The organism is Polaribacter sp. Hel_I_88 (assembly GCF_000687935.1).
Classification (GTDB): domain Bacteria; phylum Bacteroidota; class Bacteroidia; order Flavobacteriales; family Flavobacteriaceae; genus Polaribacter.
Map to the genome: position 1 here is coordinate 867160 of NZ_JHZZ01000001.1, position 23763 is coordinate 890922.

A 23763-nucleotide genomic window follows, 5' to 3' on the forward strand; every position below is an offset into this window, starting at 1 on the left:
ATAAAAAAAATTGCTACTTTAGTGCTTAAATAAAGGCAATTGCTTTTTTATCAACTTCTGAATTTCCTTCGGAAATTCCTCGTTGACAAAAAACGCAACTTTCCTTATACGAGAAACGTTGTGTATAATGCAAAAAAATGAAGAACATCTTGAATAGAACAGAACAATTTATACTTAAAATAATATCTATTTTTAAACCTAAAATTGACAGATGGATTGTCAAAATATTTATAGGTTCTGGTCTTACTTTAATTGTATCAGGATTAACTGGATTATCTTGGTATGTTGCAGTCTTACTAAATGTATTAAAAGCAGAATTAAAGAATAATTTAGGAACAGATTATGGAATTGGAATTATAGAATGGTCTTCTGTTGTGATTGGTTCAATTTTAACCCTTATTGGCTTAATTATTTACTTTATAAACAAACGTATTGAAAGCAAGAATAAAGATAAACCTAAATTATTAATTGCAATTTTACATAAATCAATCGATGATTTTTTAGAGCCAAATTTTGTAAATATCAGAAACGGTTATTATAAGAATTTTGAAACTCACAAAATTGTAATTGACCAAACCAAAACATACAAATCCGGAGAATTAAACTTTCCTGACTATGCTATATTTGAACAACAAAACTTACTAACTGAAATAAAAACACTAACAAAGACTAATCCAAATATTGAAATTGCATATTTTGGATTGGCTCACATACCTATGCTTTTTGATATCGGTTCTCAAATAGCAGATAAGTTTAAAATAGACTTCTTTGAATACAATCGTAATTCTTATCAATGGGATTATTTAGAAATAGGTCAAAATAAATTACTTATTACTCAAAATTCTGAGATAAGAGAAAATGAAAACAAAAATGCAGTTATAAAGATTGAAATAAGCTATCCAATAAACAATGAATTAATAGAAAATGTTATTCCCGACTTTAAAATATTAAATTCAATATCTCTTGATTCTATAAAATTAGATTCTATAAAAAACATTAGTGAAATTAAAGATATTTCTATAATATTCAGAGAGTCTATAGATAAAATATTAATCAATTACCAAGACATAAAACAAATTCATTTATTTTATTCAGGTCCTGTATCGTTAGCAATTAATTTAGGAAGAAAAATAAGTAAAAGAACTGATCCTAAATTTATTATTTACAACTATATGAATAATACCAATCCTAAATACAAATGGGCAATAAACTTAAATGAAAATGAGTCCTCTAAAAAAATAATTCAAAATTAATGTATAACCTTAACAATAAACTAGGGAGCTTTTATAACGAGGTTGTCAGACTTAAAGAAGCAGACAGAAACAAACTGCGAGAATATAAAAAATTAAACCTTGAACGACTAAATTCAGGTATTGATTCAATTAATGCAAAAGAGAACAAATCCTATCCTTATCCAACAATATTAGAACAAGGAAGTATAGCTATGCATACAGCAAATCGACACGATGACAATGATTATGACATAGATGTTGCTGTTATTTTTCCTAAAGACCAATTACCGACAAGTGCCTTAAATTCAAGAAAGCTTGTAGAAAAGTTTTTGCGAGAGAAAACGGGAAATTTCTCTAAACAACCTGAAGCAAGAACAAATGCTGTTACAATATGGTATAACGAAGGTTATCACGTAGATTTCGCAATTTACCGACAATCTATCGACTTTTTCGGCAATACAATTTATGAACACGCAGGTTCAAATTGGAAAAATAGAAATCCTCAAGATATTACTAATTGGTTTAGCAACTTTGTTATAACAAAAAGTCCAAATAAAAATTTTGGAGCTACTGTTGAGAATAACCAATTTAGAAGAATTGTGAGACTTCTTAAGAAATTTACACGTTCTAGAGAAAACTGGAGCCTACCTGGAGGTTTAGTTATTTCTATTTTGGCTTCAGAATGCTATGTTCCAGATTATTATAGAGATGATATTTCACTAGTCAAAACTATAAACTCAATATATAATAGACTTAAATACAATAATCAAGTATATAACCCTACTGATAAATCTTCTGAGCTAACCGAAAAAAGCAAGTATAAAAATGAAGTTAATAGATTAAAAGAAAAACTAAAACAAGCTGTTAAAAAATTAGATATATTGAACAGTCCTGAATGTGACGAAGACAAAGCTAACGAAGCTTGGAAATGGATTTTTAATTCAGATTTTTGGAAAATAGAAATAGAAACAAACAGTTCCTTAAACAAAAGTTTTTCTCTACCATCAAATCTGATTTCTTTGAATGCAAGTTTACATATTAGCAAAAATGGTTTTCGTTTAAATTCTAATGTCACTAATGGTAATTTTAAAATTCCAAAAAAAATGTGGTTAAAATTTAATGCTTCTACTAATATATCAGTCCCTTTTGATGTTAAATGGATAGTAGAAAATAAAGGAGATGAAGCGGAAGCTAAACCTGATTTAGGTCACGAAACATTAGACCAAAATATATATTCAAGTTCATTTTCCCATTGGGAACAGACTGCCTATAAAGGAAAACACAAATTAATTTGTCAAATTATTAAAAATAGCCAAGTGGTAGCTACCGAAAAATTTGAAGTGATAATAAAAAAGTAAAGCACTATACACAACACCGTATATAATTTATTGCTGGCTTTTAGCCTACTTGCGAAAGTCCTCGCGGACTTTCTTGGTCGGTAATTATTTACTAAATTAGTTGCTTGAAACACGCAACAAACCATATACAACAACGTTACCTGCAAGCTAAAAAAACATACCGATGAAAAAAACAACTGTATTAATTGGAATTATATTCTTTACGACAATCTTTGGTTGTAAGGAAAGTACAAACAAACTTGGAGAAAATGAATTTGTTCTTAAAGGAGAATTAGAAGGAATTAAAAACGACAGTTGGATTTATTTAATATTTGATAATAAACCTGTTGACTCGACTAAAATAATAGACAATAAATTTTCAATAAATGGAGTCACAGAACATCCAAAGCAATACAATTTATTGATTAAAAATTCACAAAATTACACTCGTATTTGGTTAGAATCTGGAGAATTAAAATTTAAAGCAAAAGACGGAGAATTTAAAGACGCCATAATTGAAGGGTCTAATTCACAGAAAGAAAGTGAAAAACTTTGGAAACCAATTTGGGAATATAGAAAACGAAGAGACAGTCTCTCAAAAATAGTGTATAATAACGAACTAAATGATAGCTTAAAGTTAAATGCAAAGTTGGAACTTAAAAAAGTTCAACAGAATAGGCTGAAAATTGAGAGTGATTTCATTAAAAACAATCCTCAATCATATGTGAGTGCAAAAACTCTTGATTTTTATGCTACGTCCTTACCCAAGAAAACAGTTTACGAATTATATGATGGCTTTAGCGATGAAATAAAAAAATCTTCTTATGGGAAATCTGTAAAACGATTTTTGGACTTAAACCAAAACCCACAAATTGGAGATAAATATTTAGATTTTACAATGCCCAATGAAAATAATAAATTAGTGAAATTATCAGATTTCGAGGGTAAATTAATATTGTTAGAATTTTGGGCTTCTTGGTGTGGACCTTGTAAAAAAGAATATCCAGCATTAAGAAAGGCATATTCAAAATTTCATAGTAACGGTTTTGAAATTGTAAGTATTTCGGAAGACCAAACCAAAGAACAATGGCTCAAAGCAATAGATGAAAATAAATTAAATTGGATTAATCTTTGGCAAAAAGGTGGAAACAATGCTGACCCTTATTTAATTTACGGGATTAACGGAATACCTGCAAATTTTTTAATTGATGAAAATGGAATCATTATCGAACAAGATTTGAAAGGAGAAAAATTAATATCAAAAATAGAGGAAAAGCTAAAAGATAAAGCCAGCAGGTAACACCGTATATAATTTATTGCTGGCTTCTCGCCTACTTACGAAGGTCCTCGCGGACTTTCTTGGTCGGTAATTATTTACTAAATTAGTTGCTTGAAACACGCAACAAATCATATACAACAACGTTGTAAAACATTAAAAAAACATTTGTGCAAAAAATAGAATTTGGAGATATAAATAAATTTTTAGTTTCAATTGGAATTGTTCTAATTGGACTTGCTATTCTTACGCCTTATTTATATCTAAAAGAAGATTTTGGACTGAATATTGAATCTCAAAAGATTTTGAAATTCGACCAAGAGGTTCAACAAATTTTCACCAACAAGAAAAACCAAATAAGTACAATTCAAAGTATTATTCCTTGGACATCTTCTATTCTTTTAGGTTTAGGAATTTTAATTAGTGGAATTGGAATTAACAGGTGGCTTAAAAGACAAAGTAAAATTGACGAAAAATTTGACAAAGAGATTCAAATACTTGATATAGAAATTCAAGCATCTTCACCAGAAGAAAAAATTGAGAATGCCAAAAAAGAAGTTAAAGATATTGAACTTGCTGAAGAATTGGAATCAGAAGTGAAATCTGTTCATAAACCAAGAAACCAATCCTATATTAATTATATGAAAATAGAAAAAAATCTATTTGACTTATTTAAAAATATGGATAGTCCGAATTTCAAAGTATATCAAGAACCGAAAATTGGAGATAGATTTTACATAGATATACTTCTTAAAGCGAAATCTATAAAGTATTCTGACCGAATTATAGAAATCAAATACTTTAGAAATCAATTGCCAATTTCTACCATTCAAAAATCATTACATCAATTAAGTACTTATATTTCATATTACAGAAATAACACAAATAAAAGAGTAATTCCTATTCTACTTTTAGTTTATAAAGATGGTATCATAAATAAAGATAGATTGGATAGATATAAAGAGAGAATAGAATTTTTCGCTAAAGACATTCCTGAATTGACAAGGCTGAAAACGGAATTTATAGCGGAATCTAAACTTGAAAAATTTGATGTTAAGAAACTATTGAAAAAATAACGTTTTACAACACCGTATATAATTTATTGCTGGCTTTTTGCTTACTTGCGAAAGTCCTCGCGGACTTTCTTGGTCGGTAATTATTTACTAAATTAGTTGCTTGAAACACGCAACAAACCATATACAACAACGTTGTGGTGCATACAAAAACTGAATGAAAAGCATTTTAATAATATTAGGAATCATTATCGGAATTATAGTTTTAGTTGCTATTATTTCAATAAATAAAAGACGACCTAAATTCAACAAAAAAGGATTTAGTCTTTTAGAAAAAACACTACTTTCTGAACTTTACGAAATGTTTGATTCCGAAATTCAATTAAAGTTAAAAACTCAAATTGAATATTTTGAACCAAAAAGAAAATGGAGACAATATTGGGAAAAAAGTATGTCAATAGAACTTTATGGAAATAATGAAAATCCAATTTCCGGCAACTTAAAATATAACAGAAAAGATGAAAGTAAACTTGCAACAATTAGGTTTAAAGTAAATAGCGAGAAATATAACATTGAATTTGACAATTATGACGGACGAATTTGGGGTTGGAAAATAAGACCAAATCCAAAGTCAATTATGAAAGAGACGACAATTAATGTTATAAGTAAAAAAATAAACAACGACCCAAATAGTTTTGCCCAAACTACTTTCAAAAAAGAGAAAATAAAATCGATTCCAAAATTTGACGGTTTACTTGGAGAATTAAATGCTATTCAATCTATAAATCAAGTTTTTCAACCGATTGGAAATCAATTCTTGGAAAATTACACAAAAAATATTGATTCAAAATTACCTGTTGAATATCTAAAAATTATTGAAAAATCTGAAGGAGTTGATTTTGGAGATTTTAGAATACTTGGAGTATCTGAAATATACTCAACTGGACTTGACAATGGAAATTACTTCCACTTGGCGGAATTTGATGATGGAGTTATTACAATAAAAGAAGAAGATAAGAGTGGAACAATTTATTACTGCCACTATTCTGGACTTTTGGACGATTTAGGAACTGATTTTAGAAAAATAATATTGGAACGTGCAAAAAGTACGACACCACAACACCGTATATAATTTATTGCTGGCTTCTTGCCTACTTGCGAAAGTCCTCGCGGACTTTCTTTGTCGGTAATTATTTACTAAATTAGTTGCTTAAAACACGCAACAAACCATATACAAAAACGTTAGGCACCATTAAAAACAAACTATGAAAGTCCCATTTTACATTTTGATTTCACTAATGTTTTTGACTTCTTGCAAAGAAAAAGAAACAGAAAACCGAGTTGAAAACTATACCGAAGTCAACCTCAATTTTAGCGATTATGAACCAAGTGAGCATAAAAGCTTTATCGACTTGAAAATTGAAAACGGAATTAATCCAATTGACCAACAGTTAAAAATATCTGATAGCGGAACAGTTTTTTATAATTTTATTAATGAGAAAAAAAGAGAGCTAGTTTTTAACTATGAAAATAGAGAATTTAGCTTAATCGTTTCACCTAACGAAAAATTAAACGCAGAACTAACAATTGCAGAATTGACCGATTGGAAATCTAAATTCAACGGATTTAAAACTACTTCCGGAGAAAATAGAGTTACAAACAATCTTATTCTTGAAAACACATCTTACATTGACAGCTTAATTAAAAAAGCACCTGATGGATTTAGCAATGATGGGAAGTCTGTTGATATTAATTATAAAAACAAACGGATTTCAGAAATGCAACAACAATTAAAAGCATTTGACTTATTTATAAAGGAAAAGAATATCAAAGACAAAACATTTATTGATTGGAGTAAATCCCAAATTAGATACCGAGCAGGAAATGATTTAAGTCTATATCCATTTTTCGGAACACTAAACAGAAAAATTGATGATGAAAATGACTATTTCAATTTCATCAATGAAGTTAAACCAAATCAAAATGATGAATTAACTTATCAATCACGCTTAAAATATTTAGAAACATTATCTACTTCATACAAGATAATGAGCAACGTTGCTGACAAATATTCATCCGAGAGAGAACAATTAAAAAAGGATAGTCTATCCAATTTTCCAATCGCATTTAATATGGTTAAAAAGCGTCCAAAAAATGATGAAAGTGAATTATTGATGGCTTACTTATATCGCAAGAATAATAAAGTGCCAGAGCTATATCAAGATAGTTTGGCAAGTTTCGTGAATGATAAACTATTTAACCAAGTTAAGTCATTAGAAAAAAATGAGACGTTGGATATAGTAACTCTAATTAAAAATTACGACATACCAGATAATGAAAAAACTGAACTTTTAGCACTTTATAATAATGCAAAAGGAAAAGTTATTTATCACGATTTTTGGTTTACGAATTGTGCGCCTTGTATGAAAGAACTTCCTAACTACAACGATTTAATTGCAACAACTAATGAACAAGATGTTGAATTCATTTTTTATGGAGCATATATGAAAAATGAAGAATGGAAAAAGACAATAGATAAATTCAAACTGAAAGGCAAACATCATTTACTTACAAAAAACCAATTGGCCTTTTTTGAAAAATATTTTAGAGTTCACGGCTTTCCACATCATCAAATAATAAAATCAAACGGGCAAATTGGCGATAAAGTTCGTTTTGGAGCATATCCAAACAACTTTGATGAAATAAATAAACTGATAGGTAAAAACCAAGTTGCGAATAATAACGGTGCCTAACACCGTGTATAATTCATTGCTAGTTAGAGCTTACTTACGAAAGTCCTCGCGGACTTTCTATCTGTGATTTATTTGCTAACTTTAGTGCTTAAACACGCAACGAAATCATACACAATCACGTTAGCCAAAATTAAAAACAAATATGTGGGAATCAATTAAGCAGTTTTTTATTGACAATAGCGCAGCCATTATAATATCATTAGTAATCGGTGCTGTATTTTTTATTTTAGGACCTTTAGGCTTATGGTTTTCAGGAAAGAAAGTAAAGAAAGAAAAAATACATAAGGCGAAATCAGAACTTCTTGACTTGATAGAAAGTATGCTTGTAAATAATGAGAAAATTACTGTTTCAAAGCTTATTACGCTTTTTAGAGCAGTAGAAAGGCAAAATGGTAATAATCTCGGTCTTGATTCTGACTTAAATAATATACTTGAAGATTTAACATTACGCTTTGCGAAAAGTAAGCATCTATCGTCTGAGCAAAAGGATGTCTACATTGATAAAATTGACAAACTGATTGAATCTGTGAACAAGCAAGAATTGCCGGACGAAGAGAAAACTCAGATTGAGAAGAGAGAACTTCCCAAATCATTTAAGACAATTATAAAGGACTTAAAAGCGGAATCTGAATCCGAGAATATTGACAAGAAAAAATTGAATGAAAAAATAGATCAATTAGAAAAAAGGCTTGTTGGTACGAGCGATCCGTTTTTAAGAATGATAAGAATAATAAGAGAAAAACCACAGCTATTTTGGACAGCGATGCTAGTTTATGTAATAATTGTGGTTTTAGTTTTATTCATAACAGGTAAAATAAACTTTGGCTAACAACGTATAAAAATAATAGGGCAATTGTAGCAAAACCGAATGGTTTGGGCACTTTTGCTAAGTCGCCAAATTTTTAAATTTGGCTTATTGAGAAAAAAGATAATAAGTAAAATTTAAAAATTCGGCTTGTGTTTCATCCGAATGGTTAGCGACTTTTTTCAGCCCTACTATTCTTATACAAAACCGTTGGCAACTATTAAAAAAAATCGTAACTCAAATTGAAATTATTTAAAATCATAATATTTTTTCTGTTTTCAACCTTTGTTTATGGACAGAATACTCTTCCGAATATGGAGGAGGAAATAATTATTAATGACAGCTTAATAGCTAAACCTGGAGAACGTTATATTGACGGAATTAAAATTGGATTGGAGAAAATAATCATTCACGAAAACAACATTAAAGAAATAAAAGTTTACAAAGGAGAAAGTGCAAAAATTTATAGCGGAGCAATTGGAGCAACAATAATTGAACGAAAAAAGAAATATGAATTTGTTTTACTCTCAAAATTTATAGCCGATTTAAAAAGTGGAAATAAAAAGCTAAAAAACGAGAAAAACATTGAGGTAATTTTAAACGAAATTTTAATTGAAAAACCTGAAGAATATAAAATTGAATTAAATCCTGAAATGAAAATCACAATTCAGAATTATTCTGATGACGGAATTTATCACGGAGGAAAAGAAAATAAACCGAAAACACAAATAATAATCGGAACGAAAAAATAACAGTTGCCAACACCGTATATAATTTATTGCTGGCTTCTCGTCTACTTACGAAAATCCTCGCGGATTTTCTATTCGGTTTTTATTTGCTAACTTTAGTGCTTAAACCACGCAACAAACCATATACAAACACGTTGTGGTGCATTTAAGAAAAATCGTGCTTAAAGAGAAAATTTAGCTGATTGAAATACTGAACGAATAAAAAAACGAACTGAATTACTAAACGGAAAATAAAGAAAATGGAACAGGTTGGAAATTTCAAAATAATCGGAATAGAAACTGAAACAACAAACGAAAACGGAAAATCTGCGGAGGATATAGGCAAACTTTGGGAGCAATTTTATTCCGAAAATATTCCTAGCAAAATCCTGAACAAAAAAAGTGATGAAGTTTATTCGATTTACACCGACTACGAAACTGATTATAAAGGAAAATACAAAACAATAATTGGACAAAAAGTGGATTCGCTTGACAAAATTCCGAACAGACTAATCGGACGAGAATTTAAAGGCGGAAAATATCAAAAATTTATTGCAAAAGGAGAAATGCCAAATGCAGTAATGGAAAAATGGCAAGAAATTTGGAAAAAGGACAAAGAATTGAACCGAAAATATACAGCGGATTTTGAAATTTATGGAAAAAAATCACAGAATGGAAAAAATTCGGAAGTTGAAATTTATATAGCAACTGAATAAATAACGACACCACAACACCGTGTATAATTAATGGCTAGTTCTAGCCTACTTACGAAAATCCTCGCGGATTTTCTATTCGGTTTTTATTTGCTAAATTAGTTGCATAAAACACGCCACTAATCATACACAAAACCGTTGGCAACAAGCAAAAATGAGAACATTATGAGAAAAATAATTAAACCTTTATTATTGCTAACATCACTTTTGATAATATATTCTTGTAATCCTGAAATTGATATATTTGGAGGAAATGAACATTTCAAATTTTCTAGTTCAGATGAAATTTATTTGTTTAAAGATTATAATAAAGTCGGAGAAATAAGGCAGTTTATTAATGAAAATAATAGAATTGTTAATTTTGAAATTGAGAGATATAAAATTGAAAAAGAATCTTCTGGATTTCTTTCCCCAGCAAAGATGTATTATTATGATAATTTAGTAATAATTTTGAAACTGACTGAAATAAATTCAGAAGTCTGTAATAAAATCATCATTTCTATTTCAAAAAGCAAAGAAGGAAAATTAGGTAATAGTATTTCTATTCCATCATCTACTGAAAATTCTTGTGGTGGAATTAAATTTCAGTATAAAATCCCTGAACCAATTGAATACGAAATCAATGAAATGAAGATTGGAAATATTACATATGAAAGTGTTTTGACATTTGAAGGTAAAGGAGGTCTAATTAACTATTTATCATTTTTTGAAAAATCAGAAGTTAATAAAGTTTATTTTGACTTAAAAAAAGGAATTATTGGTTTTGATGATTCTGAAAGTAATACGAAATTTAGAATTATGAATTAAAGCCAGTTGCCAACACCGTATAAAAAAAATTGCTGGTTTTAGCTTACTTACGAAAATCCTCTCGGATTTTCTTGGTTCGTGTTTTATTTACTAACTTTATTGCTTAAAACACGCAACTTTTCTTATACAAAAACGTTATGTGCAATTAAAACATAGCGGTCGGAATAAGCCGAATAGAGACTTGAAACAGAAGTAGGCAAAACAAAAAACAATTGAAAAATGGCTTTAAATTGGTATCAATGCAAAAATTGCGGAACTGCAATCAAACAAGACAGAAATCCAAGTAATTCAGGATGTTCTGCAAAAACTTTTCACTCTTGGACAAAATTGGCAGAAGTTGGCGACACTAATTACAGTTGCAAAAAGTGCGGAACAACTATCCAGGCGAAAAGAAACCCTTCAAATTCAGGTTGTCCGAGTTCAACATTTCATTCTTGGACAAAACTTTAAGAATGAAAAAACGACCAAATCTTTTTGACTATGCGACTTCGGAGCTTTCGCAAGACGCATTTTTAACTTGGCTAATCCAATGGGCAGATAAAGACTATCGAGAAATTGATAGTTCTTTAAATGCTTGTGCTATTTCGTTTGTTCAAGAGCTTTTAGGAAAAGACAATTCTTATAAGATTGAAACGGTTGAAGCAGGTAGACAATGGAACAACATTGATGTTTGGGCTTTAGTGAATAATCAATATTTCCTTGTAATAGAAGACAAAAAAGGAACGAAAGAACACTCTGACCAACTAAACCGATATTCCGAAATCGCTAAAAATCACTACGAAAAGTCTGAAATTGAGATAAAACTTGTTTACTTCAAAATGGAAGAGCAAGGAAAATACTCGGACATTAAAAATGCAGGTTTTTTGATTTTTCAAAGGAGCAAAATGCTTTCAATACTTGAGCATTATGTGAACTCAACAGAAAAGTCAATGCAAAATGACATTATTGTTGATTATCACAAAAACCTTGACAACCTAAATAAGAAAATCAATAGTTATTTAACTAAACCATTAAACGAATGGTATTGGTATTCTTGGCAAGGCTTCTATTCTGAACTTCAAAAACACATTGGCGGAAATTGGGAATATGTTTCAAATGCCGCAGGCGGGTTTTTAGGTTTTTGGTGGAATTGGAATTACTCGAAAATTGACGGAAAAGAATTTGAATATTATCTGCAATTAGAACAAGACAAATTTGTATTTAAACTTTACGCTTACAAAGAAAACGAGCGTAGAGAAATCAGAGACTTTTACCGCAGACATTTATACAAGAAAGCGAAAGAATTAAATGTTGAAATTTCTCAATTTGGTCGTTTAGGAGCATATATGGGAGTTGCTAAACTGAACTCTGAATATCGATTAACAAACGAAAATGGACTTTTAAATATTCAAGCAACAGTTGACAATTTAAAGAACATAATGAAACTGATAAACGAAACGGAAAAAGAAATAAAAGCACATAACAAAGTGTATAGTTAATGGCGGTTTAATGCTGTAATTCAAGGTTTTAGCATTTAACAAACTAAGTTCTAAACCGAAAGTTAAGTGTTTCAAAATCCGCCACTAACCATACACAAACCGTTACCCACAAGCTGAAAACCAGCCGCATATTTTAGCACTTTCGGTTTTTCCCAACACATAAATCCAACGCTCTAAAAACCAAAAGAGCTAAAACTTTCCCAAAATTCGTAATTATGTATTTAAGTATTTGCTTATATACGTAATTAATTATATGTTTGTACGACAAAGCAAATAACTTTAATAAAAATATATACACAAATGAAATTAGAAATAACCTGTACAAGAGCGGAAGCCAACCATAAGCAGTTACAAAACTGTATGGAGGCATTGGATAATATGGAAGGGAGTTTTCAAAAAATGACAAAACTTTTATCAATTGCAGGAAGCGATGTAAGATTGAGAATTCTTTATTTATTGAATTTAGAAAATGAACTATGTCCTTGTGATTTAGCTGATATACTAAAAATGAGTGTTCCTGCGATCTCACAACATATACGTAAAATCAAAGATGCAGGAATAATCAATTCAAGACGAGATGGTCAAACACTTTATTATTCATTAAATAAAGATGAAACAGAGATATTTATTAGCATTTTTAAATCTATCGAATTAATTAGAAAAACAGCATAATTTATAAAGAAATGAAAACAGAAAAAACATCAAAAAATGCAGCATACACAGGTTTATTTGCTGCTGTAGCAGCATCATCTTGTTGCATACCACCTGTTATAGCATTAATAGCTGGCGTTGGAGGAAGTGCATCTGCACTATCTTGGATGGAACCTTTTAGACCCTATTTAATAGGTTTAGCTGTAATAGCTATTGGCTATGCTTGGTATGCTTACTTAAAACCCAAAAAAGCCGATGACTGTTGCGAAGTTGATGCAAAACCAAAATGGTATCAAACCAAAGGCTTTTTAATAGGCATTACATTGTTTGCAGCTATTTCAATTAGCTTTCCTTATTATTCTCATATATTTTATCCAGATAACAAAAAAGAGGTTATTGTCGTAAATCAATCAGACATTCAAACTGTAAATTTTGATGTAAAAGGTATGACTTGCGCTTCTTGTGAAGAACACGTTAAGCACGCTGTTAACGAATTAGAAGGTATTGTTAATGTAGCTGCTTCTTATGAGAAAGCTAATGCCGAAGTGGAGTTTGACAATACAAAAACATCTAAAGAAGATATAGAAAAAGCTATAAATTCAACGGGTTATAAAGTTATTAATAAATAAAAATAAATCTTATGAAAACAGCAAAGCAATATTTGGGCAAACAATTAAACACCATGTTATCTGAAATTCAACTTGATGATAATAATTTTATCGTGAATGTCCAAAGGGAATTACTTAAAGGCAATCCACTGCCAAAAACAACATTTTATGCACTTATCGATGCAACTAAAGAGAAAGCTGATTCACTGTTGGAATTATTAGGAGAGCTAAATGAAAATAACCAAATTACAGCCTTTTCTGGTTTGTCGATTACACCTACCAACCACAAGTTTATAGTGCAAGGCAAAACACTTTATACTTGGTGTGCATTAGACGCTATATTGTTTACCGAATGGCTGGATGTTTCGTCCCAAATTATATCTCAAGACCCAATTGACAATTCTATAATTGAGTTGAATATTGAATGCGATCATTTGATATCATCTAATCCATATCCAATATTTCTCTCTTTGATTGAAAAAATGGACTCTTGCAATATCAGAGGTTCCTTTTGCAATCACGTCTTTTTTTTTGCAAGCGAACAAACCGCAAAACAATGGCTTGACAGCAATGTAAATGGCAAGATATTAACCATGGAAGATTTATTTGAATCGAATAAAATTGGCTTAAAATGTTGTTAAAAATAATCACCTATATTTATTAAGCACCACATAAAAACAAATCATTTTTAATATGAAGAATTTATTTAAAAAGAAAAACGAGTTATCTCAAAAAACAGAAACTGTTTCATTACAGATAGAAGGAATGACCTGTAGTGGCTGTTCATTACATATCGAAAAGGATATCAATAAAAAAGATGGTATTCTAATCAGTTCTGTGAACCACGAAACTGGTAAAGGAGAATTTACTTTTGATACTGCCAAGTTGAATAAAGAGGAATTGATTAACGCTGTAAATAGCATTGGTAAGTATACGGTTGTTAAAGGCAATGAAAAAGAGGATTGTTGTGATTCAATTTCGGATAGCACGACAGATAAAGCGTCCAACAAAGGAAAAAATCAATTCGATTTAATCGTAATTGGAGGTGGTTCTGCTGCATTTTCAGCAGCCATAAAAGCCGAAAGTTTAGGGCTTACCACGCTTATGGTAAATGGTGGTTTAGATTTTGGTGGCACTTGTGTTAATGTAGGTTGTGTACCTTCTAAAAATCTAATTCGAGCTGCCGAAACAGCTTACCACGCTACACATTCTAATTTTGCAGGAATAAAACCAAAAGGCGTTGACATTGATTTCGCACAAGTTATCAAGGATAAAAAAGCTTTAGTTGCTGCATTACAACAACAAAAATATATGGATGTGGTCAGTGATTTTAAAGGCTTGACCATGCTCAAGGGATGGGCAGAGTTTGTGGATACTAAAACCATTCTTGTAGATGGAAAAGACAAGTTCACTGCAACCAATATTATAATAGCCACGGGAGCAACCACCAACATACCTAATATCGAAGGATTAAATGAAGTTGGGTATTTAACTAATGTGTCTTTGTTCGATTTAGAAGAAAAACCAGAAAGCCTAACCATTATGGGCGCAGGTTACATAGGGTTGGAAATAGCAATGGCCTATAATCGTTTAGGTGTAAAAGTGCGCATCATTGAATTTACAGATAGACCTTTACGAAGTCAAACCGAAGACATTACTGGTGTTTTAGTTGAACAAATGAAAAGTGAAGGCATTGAAATTCTTCCAAATTTTAGAGCCTTTAAATTTGAAAAAGAGGGCAACAATACTATTATTCATTGTAACTGTCCTGATGGTTCTACAACACAAATTGTTGAAAAAGGACATATTGTTGTCGCGACAGGAACCACGCCAAACACGTCTAAATTAGGTCTAAAAAAAATAGACCTAAAATTATCAGAAAGAGGGCATATTGTGGTTAATGAAAAAATGGAAACTAATATTTCCAATATTTATGCAGCTGGTGATGTCACTAATACACCGCCATTTGTGTATACAGCAGCAACCGAAGGCAGTACAGCCGTTAATAATGCATTTTCATTATCAAAACAAAGTGTAGATTATGCATCATTACCTTGGGTAGTATTTACAGACCCTCAAATTGCGGGAGCAGGTATGGATGAAATTGAAGCTGAATCAAGAGGCATTCCTTTTGAAGTATCAAAATTAGATCTAACACATGTACCAAGAGCTTTAGCTGCACAAGATACCAGAGGATTTATAAAGTTGATTCGTAATACGGAAACGGATAAATTAATTGGAGCAAGAGTAATAGCACCAGAAGGTGGTGAACTCATCCAACAATTAAGTATGGCTATTAAATTTGGAATTACAGTAAAAGATTTGGCTGAAAGTTTTTATCCATATTTGACACTTGGAGAAGGAATCAAATTAGCAGCAATTACTTTTGGAAAAGATGTTTCTAAATTGAGTTGTTGTGCAAGTTAATCCCTACTAAAAGCCATACACATTTGCAATTCGCTCAAAGCCACCACGCCATCAAAAATTGCAAAAGAGTATGTCTTGCCAACGCTCAATCCGAACATTTAAGAAAATATCGGAATTGAAAAGCAGAACGGAATAAAGCCAGTGGGTAACAACGTATATAAAAAATAGCAGTTAAGAGCTAAACTAAAAGTTTGGTTCTTTTCTGCTATCTTTGTTTTCAACTGAAAAATTGCACATACAAATCTGCTACTTTTCATATACAAGACCGTTGTGCCCAATATGAGAAAAACCTCGAAATGAAAATTGACATTCACGTACATACAAGAAAAGTAAAGTCAGGTGATGCACCGACAAGGAACATAGAAAAAGATAGGTTTGTCGAAATACTGAGCGATACTGATGTAAATATTTTGGCAATTACCAACCATAATCATTTCGATACTCAACAATATGAGGAGTTTAGAGATGGTGTTGAAAGTCACTGTCAAATATGGCCAGGAATTGAACTAGATGTTTTTGAAAATGAAAAAAGGTCTCATTTAATAGTTATCTGTAATCCGAAAAACTACCAAGACTTTAATAAAGCCGTAAGTGAAATATTAGATGGAAAAAATCCAGATACTTTTACAATTTCATTAGAAGAAACAGTAGAAAAATTTGATTCTTTAGATTGTATTTACATTGCTCACTACTTCGTAAAAAAACCAAATTTAGGCGATAAGGAAATTGAAATGCTAATTGATTTAGTTTCAAATCCCAAACGAATTTTAAAAGAAGCAACAAACTCAATATCAGCCGGAATATACATAAGTCACGGCCATAATTCTATTTATGGTTCAGATGTACAAAACTGGGACAATTACATAGAACAATCACAAAATTTACCTGAACTTAGACTTCCTGTTGAGAGTTTCGAACAATTCTGTCTTTTACTAGAAAAAGATGAAGCCACAATAAGTACTATTTTAGATAAAAAATCTAAAGAAAGTATTGAACTATTTCCTTTTAATAGTGACCCTTTTGAGAAAATAGTGTTAGATGTTTACTCTGACATCAATATTCTTTTTGGAAGTAAAGGAACTGGTAAAACGGATATTTTAGAATCCCTTTCTAAACATTACAACAGCAAAGGACATAAAACTTCTGTTTATAAGTCAAATGACAATCATTTAAACTCTGTCTTTGATATTAAAGGTAATTCATTCAATTGTGATGCGTCTGATTTTGGATTTGACGAATGTTCTGATGAAATAAAGTTTCTCAAAGAAGTTACTGAAGAAAAAGTCACTACATTAAACAAATATGACTCACATTTTTCGTTTCAAGAGACAAATAAAATTTCACAAAAACTAAAAATAAAAAATATTACTCAAGCAGATGAAGCTCAGTCTGAGAGAATACTTGAAGAAATAACAGATATTCTAGACAACTTTAAGACGTTTAACGATTATATCGATGAAAATTCAGATATCTCTAAATATGTTGATGTTGAATTAATAACGGAACTTGGAAATGTACTTGAAAAAATACTGGTACAACTTAAAGTAAGTACCGAACAAAATTTTATAGAAAACAAAAGTATTAAACTACTAAATGGAATTATCTCTTGTTTCAATAATGAAATTGCAAAAAAAACTAATCAACCACCAAAGCCAACAAAAACAGGTTTCTTAGAATACTCTAGAAATCGTATTAAAATAGAAAGGGCATCCAAAAAGATTATTAAATTAATAAACCAATCAATAAATCCGATTGAAGAATACGCTGGTAGTCTTGGAGAAAAGGGAGAATTATTCTGTAAGACAAATTTAATATTTCAAAATGGTTCATTTTCAAATGGAGATTATACCGCAGTAAAAAATGTCTACAAAACACCTCAAAAGGAATTTGCCAATGCGATTATTTCTATTTCAAAATATATTCATTCAAATGAGTTATTCTTAAAGATTACAGAATTAAACGAGATAGAAAATATTAATACAATTAATTCACTTAGCGATTTATTATTAAAATACAAGCATTTCACGCTGAATGGGACGATTTACAGTCCTTCCAATGGTGAATCATCAATGATTCTGTTGCATAAGGAATTAGCTGATGATAAGGACATCTATTTAATTGATGAACCAGAAAAAAGTCTAGGTAATGATTACATTAATGATGTAATAGTACCTCTAATAAAAGAAAAGGCACTTCTTGCAAAAAAAGTTATAATAGCAACACACGATGCAAATATTGCAGTTAGAACATTACCTTATAATTCAATTTATAGACTTCAAGAAAAGGGAAAAGGATTTACTCTAACAGGTAATCCATTTTCGAACTCATTAAATTGTATTTATGGTTCAAGGCCAAGTCTTGATTGGAAAGAAATTAGTATGAAAACTTTAGAAGGAGGAAAATCAGCCTTTGGAGAAAGAGGAAAAATATATGGAAACTAAAAAAGCAACTATTAAAAGAGAAGAACCTCATACCTATTTGGTTCTTGATATTGGAGATAATCCAATTCAAATTAATTTAACCGATGACAACCCAAACAATGTAAAATCAGCATTTAATTTAATTTTAAAAGAATTAAAAAAAGGATTGTTTGAATTTGAATTGGAAGATGAAAGTTCAGATTTATATAATAATATTTGTGTTGAGTATTTAACTCAGTTAAATAGTGAAATCAAAGCTATTCATACTGAATTAGAAGAATACGAACTAACTGAAAATGAATAAAATACTGGGCACAACACCGTGTATAATTCATTGCTAGTTATAGCCTACTTACGAAAGTCCTCGCGGACTTTCTATCTGTGATTTATTTGCTAACTTTAGTGCTTAAATCACGCAACTAACCATACACAAACACGTTGTAAAAAACTGGCGGAAAAGTTAACCGAAAAACTTAGTTCTTCTAAATTGAATTTTTGCTTTTAAAGTTTAGATTTCTCAAAAAACAGAAAAATAAACGGAAAAATTCCGTTTTCAAAAGTTCTTTTTTAAAAAAATAGTAATCCGAAAAATTTGTTTTTTTTACATTGTGGAACAGTCTCTCGCTAATCTTTTTTTTGCGGGAATTGCAAAAGTTACTGAATTTAAAAACGTGAGAATTTTCTCTTGTTAGAAAAACATAGTTTGCGGAATTTAGCTAAAAAAGGAATTTATTTTCTTTGTTGGAATTTTCTCTAAAAGTCAGAAATTAGAAAATTATTTAGTAAATTTATAAAAATGGAAAAATGCTGAAAATGGAAATTAAAAATTCAACAATAAAACACGCTTTTTACAACACCTTGTATAAAAAATTGCTGTATTTAGCGTAATTTAAAACTAGTCGCTCTTTTGTAACTTCTGAATTTCCTGCGGAAATTCCTCGTTCACAAAATCGCAACTTTCCATACAAAACAACGTTGGCAGTAATAAAACTAAACAACCAGAAAAATAACATTAAAAATGGAAATTAAAGAATTATCAAAAATATTAAGTCAGAATTATACGAATGCATATAACGGAGAAAAAGTTGTACAAATACATTTATTCGGAATAAAATATGGAGAAATAATCAGAAAGAATAAATATTCTTCAAAAGCTATAATAGATGAATCTGGTTTGAACGAATCCTATGTTGCGGAATTGAATAAAGGAATTAAGTTGAGGAAAGAAGTCGTTTTTGAAAATGACGAACTAGAATTAAAAAGTTTAGGAAAAATCCTAAAAGATAATTATGAAAACGCAAGAAGTGGAGAAACGGTTGCTTCTATTTATTTGTTTGGAATAAAATACGGAAAGCTCATTAAAACGAAAAACTATCCAATTAATGAAATTATAAAAATCTCTGAAATTAAAGATTCATACTTTGCTGAATTGAATAAAGGAATAAAATTATCTGAATATATAACCATAAAATAAAATTACTACTGCCAACACCTTGTATAAAAAATTGCTATATTTAGCATAATTTAAAACTTGTTGCTCTTTTGCAAACTTCTGAATTTCCGCTGGAAATTCCTCGTTCACAAAACCGCAACTTTCCATACAAAACAACGTTACCTAACATTAAATGAAATCCGTAATAAAATTAACATTTGTAATATTTTTAATTTTTAGTTGTTCAAAAAAACAGAAAGCTAAATCTGAAATAAACACGAAAAAAATTGAATATGGAGTTATAATTTCTGAATATCTTGAATCTAAAAAGAATGAACCAACACTTGTTTTTAATAACCCATTTTACAATAATAAAAAGTTTGCAATCAAACTTTTAGAAAATGACATAAGTTGGTCTGAAAAAAATAACGCACTTGAGATTATAATTAATGGAACTAAAATAAATACGTCTGATAAAGTTACATTGAATAACAATTGGGGAAAAAGTGTTGATAGTGTAAATTTTGCAAATAATGTTATGCAAATCAAACTTTACGAATCTGATTCTCTAATTGGTTTTGTGCTGACTAATGAACCTTGCACAGGACTTGGTTGTAGCGTGAATTATCAGTTAATTTTTGACTTAAAGACCAAATCTGAAAGTTATTTTGGTAGATTTAGAACTGGAACTGAATTTGAATTATACGACTTTAACCAAGATTCGAAAATTGATTTTTTAAGTAAGACTTTTTATGGTAGAAATGAACAAATGATTGACACAACAGAATTTATTTTATACAGTCAAACCGAAAAAGGAAACTTTCAAGAATATAAAACGAATAAACAAAAACGATTTAGTTTTAAACATATTTATCCTCAAATTTATCCAAACCGAAATAAAGATTCAATAAAGGAGGTATTTGAACAAAATTGGGTAGAAAAAATAACGTTAGGTAACACCGTGTATAATTAATTGCTTGGTTCTCGCCTACCTACGAAAATCCTCGCGGATTTTCTTGGTTTGTGTTTTATTTACTAAATTTCGTGCTTAAAACACGCAACTAATCATACACATCAACGTTCTACGCAATTTGACCAAATCAAGAAAAATAGAGACTACACTCATTGATATCGCTTGTTTACTAAATCTGATTTTTAATTTATCGGATTTAAAATTAGTTTCGGTTAAAATTTAAAACGGAATATGAAATCAACTGAAAAAATATTTATAATTTTTTTAAGCCTTTTTACGGTAATTTCTTGTGCGACCAGTAATTCCCTACGAAAACCTAAATCCACTTATTCTAGTGATGAAATTTTAAAAATGGCAGAATGGCGTTTTGACTATAATTTAGAAAATTTAAAATTATGTGACTTGTATATTTTGGACGGAGTTCCTTACGAGAAAAAAGTGATTGATTCTGTTTTAATGAAATATGACAAGCGAGATATCCGAATGATAAGTTTCCTTGAAAAACCAACTGAAAATACTTGGTGGAATAAGAATTGTGACTTAATTCCTCAAATACAAACTAAATTAATCAAACAAACACGTGAATATAAATCAGAAATTCTAAACCGAATTATAAAAACTTACAGCAAATACGATAAAGAAATTAAAATAGCAGGAACATCTTGTGAATATTGTCCTTTGGTTATTTTAAATAATAAACCATTTTTTGCAAGCCAAAGTGAAGTTTTATCTAAAATAAGTGAATTAAAAATAAATAAAGTTGATTATATCGCTGATTATAGAAAACCTCATAATATTGAGTATTTTGGTTCTTTATCAAAAAACGGAGTTATTGAAATATTTACGAAATAAAAACTGCGTAGAACACCGTATATAATTTATTGCTAGTTCTAGCCTACTTACGAAAATCCTCGCGGATTTTCTATTCGGTTTTTATTTGCTAAATTTAGTGCTTAAACCACGCAACAAACCATATACAAACACGTTGTAGGTAATTTAAGAAAAACTATGAGGAAAATTTTAATATTGATATTTCTAACAAGTTTTTTTGGATATTCTCAAGAAAAAGAGAATTCCGAAAACAAGGAATTTAAAATTCTTGATGGAATTTCTCTAAAGATTAATAAGATAGAAAAAACAACGGACTCTACTTCGACTTTCTTTAATGAAGAAATAGCGGTTGAAAGATTCAAACTTAATAGTGAAATTAATGTACAGGTTGAATGCAATATGGTTGAGGGGAAATTTGAAAAAGCAAGAGCAAATTATCTAATTGAAATCGGAATTGATAAAGATGGTTTAATCAGAAAAAGATTTGCTGATTCTATTTATAAATATTGGACTGAAAAAAGTGAATCATATTTAAGCGGTTATGAATCTTTACCTGCTACGAACCATATTTTCTATAAAAAAGGAGATTATGTAATGTACATTGACCCTCAAAACAATAACATTGGAAAATACTATTTGATTTATTTCAAAAACCGAATTATGAAAGTGACTTTTAAAGGGTTTGACCAAAATGGAGGTTGGGGAGGACTTTCTGCATTTTTATCAGAATTGGTTGAATTTAAATTTGATAAAAGGACAATCAAACCTGAATACAAATCAAAATTTGACCCGAAAAAGTATATTGAACTATACGAAAACAAAGAATTTGAATAAAAACTACCTACAACACCGTATATAATTTATTGCTAGTTCTAGCCTACTTACGAAAATCCTCGCGGATTTTCTATTCGGTTTTTATTTGCTAAATTACGTGCTAAACCACGCAACAAACCATATACAAACACGTTGTATTTAATATCGATAGACTTTCGGAATTTTCAATACACTTTCTCGAATTTTCAAGCGTATCTAGTGAGAAGTTTTACGGTATAACTTTGAAATATTTTAGATCTCAAACTTTACGATTGAAATCGTTGAGAGTTCACTCTCAAAACGTTAAAACGTTATACAGTTTGAAGATACTGAAAATAATTGACAAAGTCAAGTATTACGTGACTTCTCTTTGAGCGAGACTTGATAATTCTTTCACTTAAAGACGTTCCATATAAAACGCATATAAAACATATTTAAGTGAAAAACTGCATTGAAAAGCGTTCTATTGTAGCGTCTTCGAGACTCCGTATTTTCAGGTGAATTTTTGGAAAGGTTGTCAGTGATGATATCTTTTAGAAGATCCTCGAAACTATTTATATGATGGATTATGGAAAATACTAAACACAACAACCCATATAAAAAATAGCTACTTTAGTTATTATTAAAAAAATTAAAGTATTTTTAAGAACTAATAGAATATCTATAAAATAATAGCTTTAAAAACGCTACATTTCATATAGGTACTCGTTGTACAACATTAACACAAACTTTACGCTGAATTGAAAAACCTCAAACCTGAATTCTCAATAAACGAAGTTGGAAAGTTCCGATTTTATAGCGGAATTCTAATCGGAATTGGATTTAGCATAATTCTAAATTCTCTATTTCGTCTGACTTTAAGAGTGTGTAATTTAGGAATGTCTATTGACCAATGGAGTTTGGAATATGAAATTCCTCTTTATTATCATATTTTAATTGGATTTGCTTCTTTTGGATTTTCTTTTTGTTTTACAACTTATTTATGGATGAGCAAACCATTTGCAAATAACAGAAGGAAAACTCTGAAATTAAGAATGGCTCAAATTAATCCGATTTGGATTTTCTTTGGAACACTTATATTTCTATTAAGATTGTTTTGGTTTTTTACAAGTATTGAATTGACAATCGAAAAGGATTTTCCGGTTTTAGGTTTTATGATTCCGACTTTTATATATCTGTATTGTTGGAATTTAATTTCGGATATTTATAAATCAAAAAAAGCGTTTCTGATTTCTTCGCTGATTTTCATAATTAGCGGAATTATATTAAGCGGAATTTAAAAATGAAAACAAAATAACGTTGTACAACACCGTATATAATTTATTGCTAGTTCTAGCCTACTTACGAAAATCCTCTCGGATTTTCTATTCGGTTTTTATTTGCTAACTTTAGTGCTTAAAACACGCAACAAACCATATACAAACACGTTGCCAGTAATTAACCATGTACTTTCCTGAAATAGGTTG

General features: G+C 29.9%; 23 protein-coding genes. All 23 read left to right on the plus strand.

The annotated features are described in order from the left end of the window. The first annotated feature begins 137 nt into the window (after positions 1-137). The 23 genes from P161_RS0103820 (at position 138) to P161_RS0103940 (ending at position 23577) form a co-directional block, all read left to right on the plus strand. Positions 138-1253: an SAVED domain-containing protein gene (locus tag P161_RS0103820; RefSeq protein WP_026775742.1), complete on the plus strand. Its 1116-nt coding sequence runs from the start codon at positions 138-140 to the stop codon at positions 1251-1253. Continuing rightward, positions 1253-2590: a cyclic GMP-AMP synthase DncV-like nucleotidyltransferase gene (locus P161_RS18005; protein ID WP_036841217.1), complete on the plus strand. Its 1338-nt coding sequence runs from the start codon at positions 1253-1255 to the stop codon at positions 2588-2590. The genes P161_RS0103820 and P161_RS18005 overlap by 1 nt, the downstream gene beginning before the upstream one ends. A 163-nt stretch (positions 2591-2753) precedes the next feature. Continuing rightward, positions 2754-3869, plus strand: coding sequence for a TlpA disulfide reductase family protein (locus P161_RS0103830; protein ID WP_026775743.1), 1116 nt, complete (start codon positions 2754-2756; stop codon positions 3867-3869). A gap of 146 nt (positions 3870-4015) precedes the next feature. Beyond that, positions 4016-4921, plus strand: a complete 906-nt coding sequence (locus P161_RS0103835) for a hypothetical protein (protein ID WP_026775744.1) — start codon at positions 4016-4018, stop codon at positions 4919-4921. A 154-nt stretch (positions 4922-5075) separates the two neighbouring features. Further along, positions 5076-5990 carry a hypothetical protein gene (locus P161_RS0103840; RefSeq protein ID WP_026775745.1) on the plus strand — a complete coding sequence of 305 codons (915 nt, stop codon included), beginning with the start codon at positions 5076-5078 and terminating at the stop codon, positions 5988-5990. A 133-nt stretch (positions 5991-6123) separates the two neighbouring features. Beyond that, positions 6124-7611, plus strand: a complete 1488-nt coding sequence (locus P161_RS0103845) for a TlpA disulfide reductase family protein (RefSeq protein ID WP_081816978.1) — start codon at positions 6124-6126, stop codon at positions 7609-7611. A gap of 142 nt (positions 7612-7753) precedes the next feature. Beyond that, a complete protein-coding gene (locus P161_RS0103850) occupies positions 7754-8440 on the plus strand; it encodes a hypothetical protein (RefSeq protein ID WP_026775747.1) in 687 nt (228 codons plus the stop codon). 218 nt (positions 8441-8658) lie between these two features. Further along, positions 8659-9168 carry a hypothetical protein gene (locus P161_RS0103855; RefSeq protein WP_155810415.1) on the plus strand — a complete coding sequence of 170 codons (510 nt, stop codon included), beginning with the start codon at positions 8659-8661 and terminating at the stop codon, positions 9166-9168. 236 nt (positions 9169-9404) lie between these two features. Then, positions 9405-9860, plus strand: coding sequence for a GyrI-like domain-containing protein (locus P161_RS0103860; RefSeq protein ID WP_026775749.1), 456 nt, complete (start codon positions 9405-9407; stop codon positions 9858-9860). A 162-nt stretch (positions 9861-10022) separates the two neighbouring features. Then, the gene (locus tag P161_RS0103865; protein ID WP_155810412.1) at positions 10023-10664 is read left to right on the plus strand and encodes a hypothetical protein; all 642 of its coding nucleotides are present in this window, start codon (positions 10023-10025) and stop codon (positions 10662-10664) included. A 219-nt stretch (positions 10665-10883) separates the two neighbouring features. After that, positions 10884-11114, plus strand: a complete 231-nt coding sequence (locus P161_RS0103870; RefSeq protein ID WP_026775751.1) for a hypothetical protein — start codon at positions 10884-10886, stop codon at positions 11112-11114. A 2-nt stretch (positions 11115-11116) separates the two neighbouring features. Further along, positions 11117-12142 (plus strand): PD-(D/E)XK nuclease family protein, encoded by a 1026-nt coding sequence (locus P161_RS0103875; RefSeq protein WP_026775752.1) that lies wholly within the window; start codon positions 11117-11119, stop codon positions 12140-12142. Between the two features lie 300 nt (positions 12143-12442). Further along, entirely contained in the window at positions 12443-12814 is a 372-nt protein-coding gene (locus P161_RS0103885; protein ID WP_009780794.1) for a metalloregulator ArsR/SmtB family transcription factor, read from the plus strand. Positions 12815-12825: 11 nt separating this feature from the next. Then, entirely contained in the window at positions 12826-13422 is a 597-nt protein-coding gene (merTP, locus tag P161_RS0103890) for a mercuric transport protein MerTP (RefSeq protein WP_009780795.1), read from the plus strand. An 11-nt stretch (positions 13423-13433) separates the two neighbouring features. Next, positions 13434-14042 (plus strand): organomercurial lyase, encoded by a 609-nt coding sequence (merB, locus tag P161_RS0103895; protein ID WP_026775753.1) that lies wholly within the window; start codon positions 13434-13436, stop codon positions 14040-14042. Positions 14043-14094: 52 nt separating this feature from the next. Continuing rightward, a complete protein-coding gene (gene merA / locus P161_RS0103900) occupies positions 14095-15828 on the plus strand; it encodes a mercury(II) reductase (protein WP_051437537.1) in 1734 nt (577 codons plus the stop codon). Positions 15829-16124: 296 nt separating this feature from the next. Next, complete coding sequence (locus tag P161_RS0103905; protein WP_026775755.1) at positions 16125-18269, plus strand: hypothetical protein; 2145 nt, start codon at positions 16125-16127, stop codon at positions 18267-18269. After that, positions 18259-18552, plus strand: a complete 294-nt coding sequence (locus P161_RS0103910) for a hypothetical protein (protein ID WP_026775756.1) — start codon at positions 18259-18261, stop codon at positions 18550-18552. Before P161_RS0103905 ends, P161_RS0103910 begins: the two co-directional genes overlap by 11 nt. Positions 18553-19266: 714 nt before the next feature. Further along, a complete protein-coding gene (locus P161_RS19665) occupies positions 19267-19722 on the plus strand; it encodes a hypothetical protein (protein WP_197026324.1) in 456 nt (151 codons plus the stop codon). Between the two features lie 151 nt (positions 19723-19873). Then, positions 19874-20653 carry a hypothetical protein gene (locus P161_RS0103925; protein WP_026775757.1) on the plus strand — a complete coding sequence of 260 codons (780 nt, stop codon included), beginning with the start codon at positions 19874-19876 and terminating at the stop codon, positions 20651-20653. A gap of 231 nt (positions 20654-20884) precedes the next feature. After that, positions 20885-21505 (plus strand): hypothetical protein, encoded by a 621-nt coding sequence (locus tag P161_RS0103930; RefSeq protein WP_026775758.1) that lies wholly within the window; start codon positions 20885-20887, stop codon positions 21503-21505. A 156-nt stretch (positions 21506-21661) separates the two neighbouring features. Next, positions 21662-22318, plus strand: coding sequence for a hypothetical protein (locus tag P161_RS0103935; RefSeq protein ID WP_026775726.1), 657 nt, complete (start codon positions 21662-21664; stop codon positions 22316-22318). A 719-nt stretch (positions 22319-23037) separates the two neighbouring features. Continuing rightward, positions 23038-23577, plus strand: coding sequence for a hypothetical protein (locus P161_RS0103940; RefSeq protein ID WP_026775759.1), 540 nt, complete (start codon positions 23038-23040; stop codon positions 23575-23577). Positions 23578-23763: the final 186 nt, after the last annotated feature.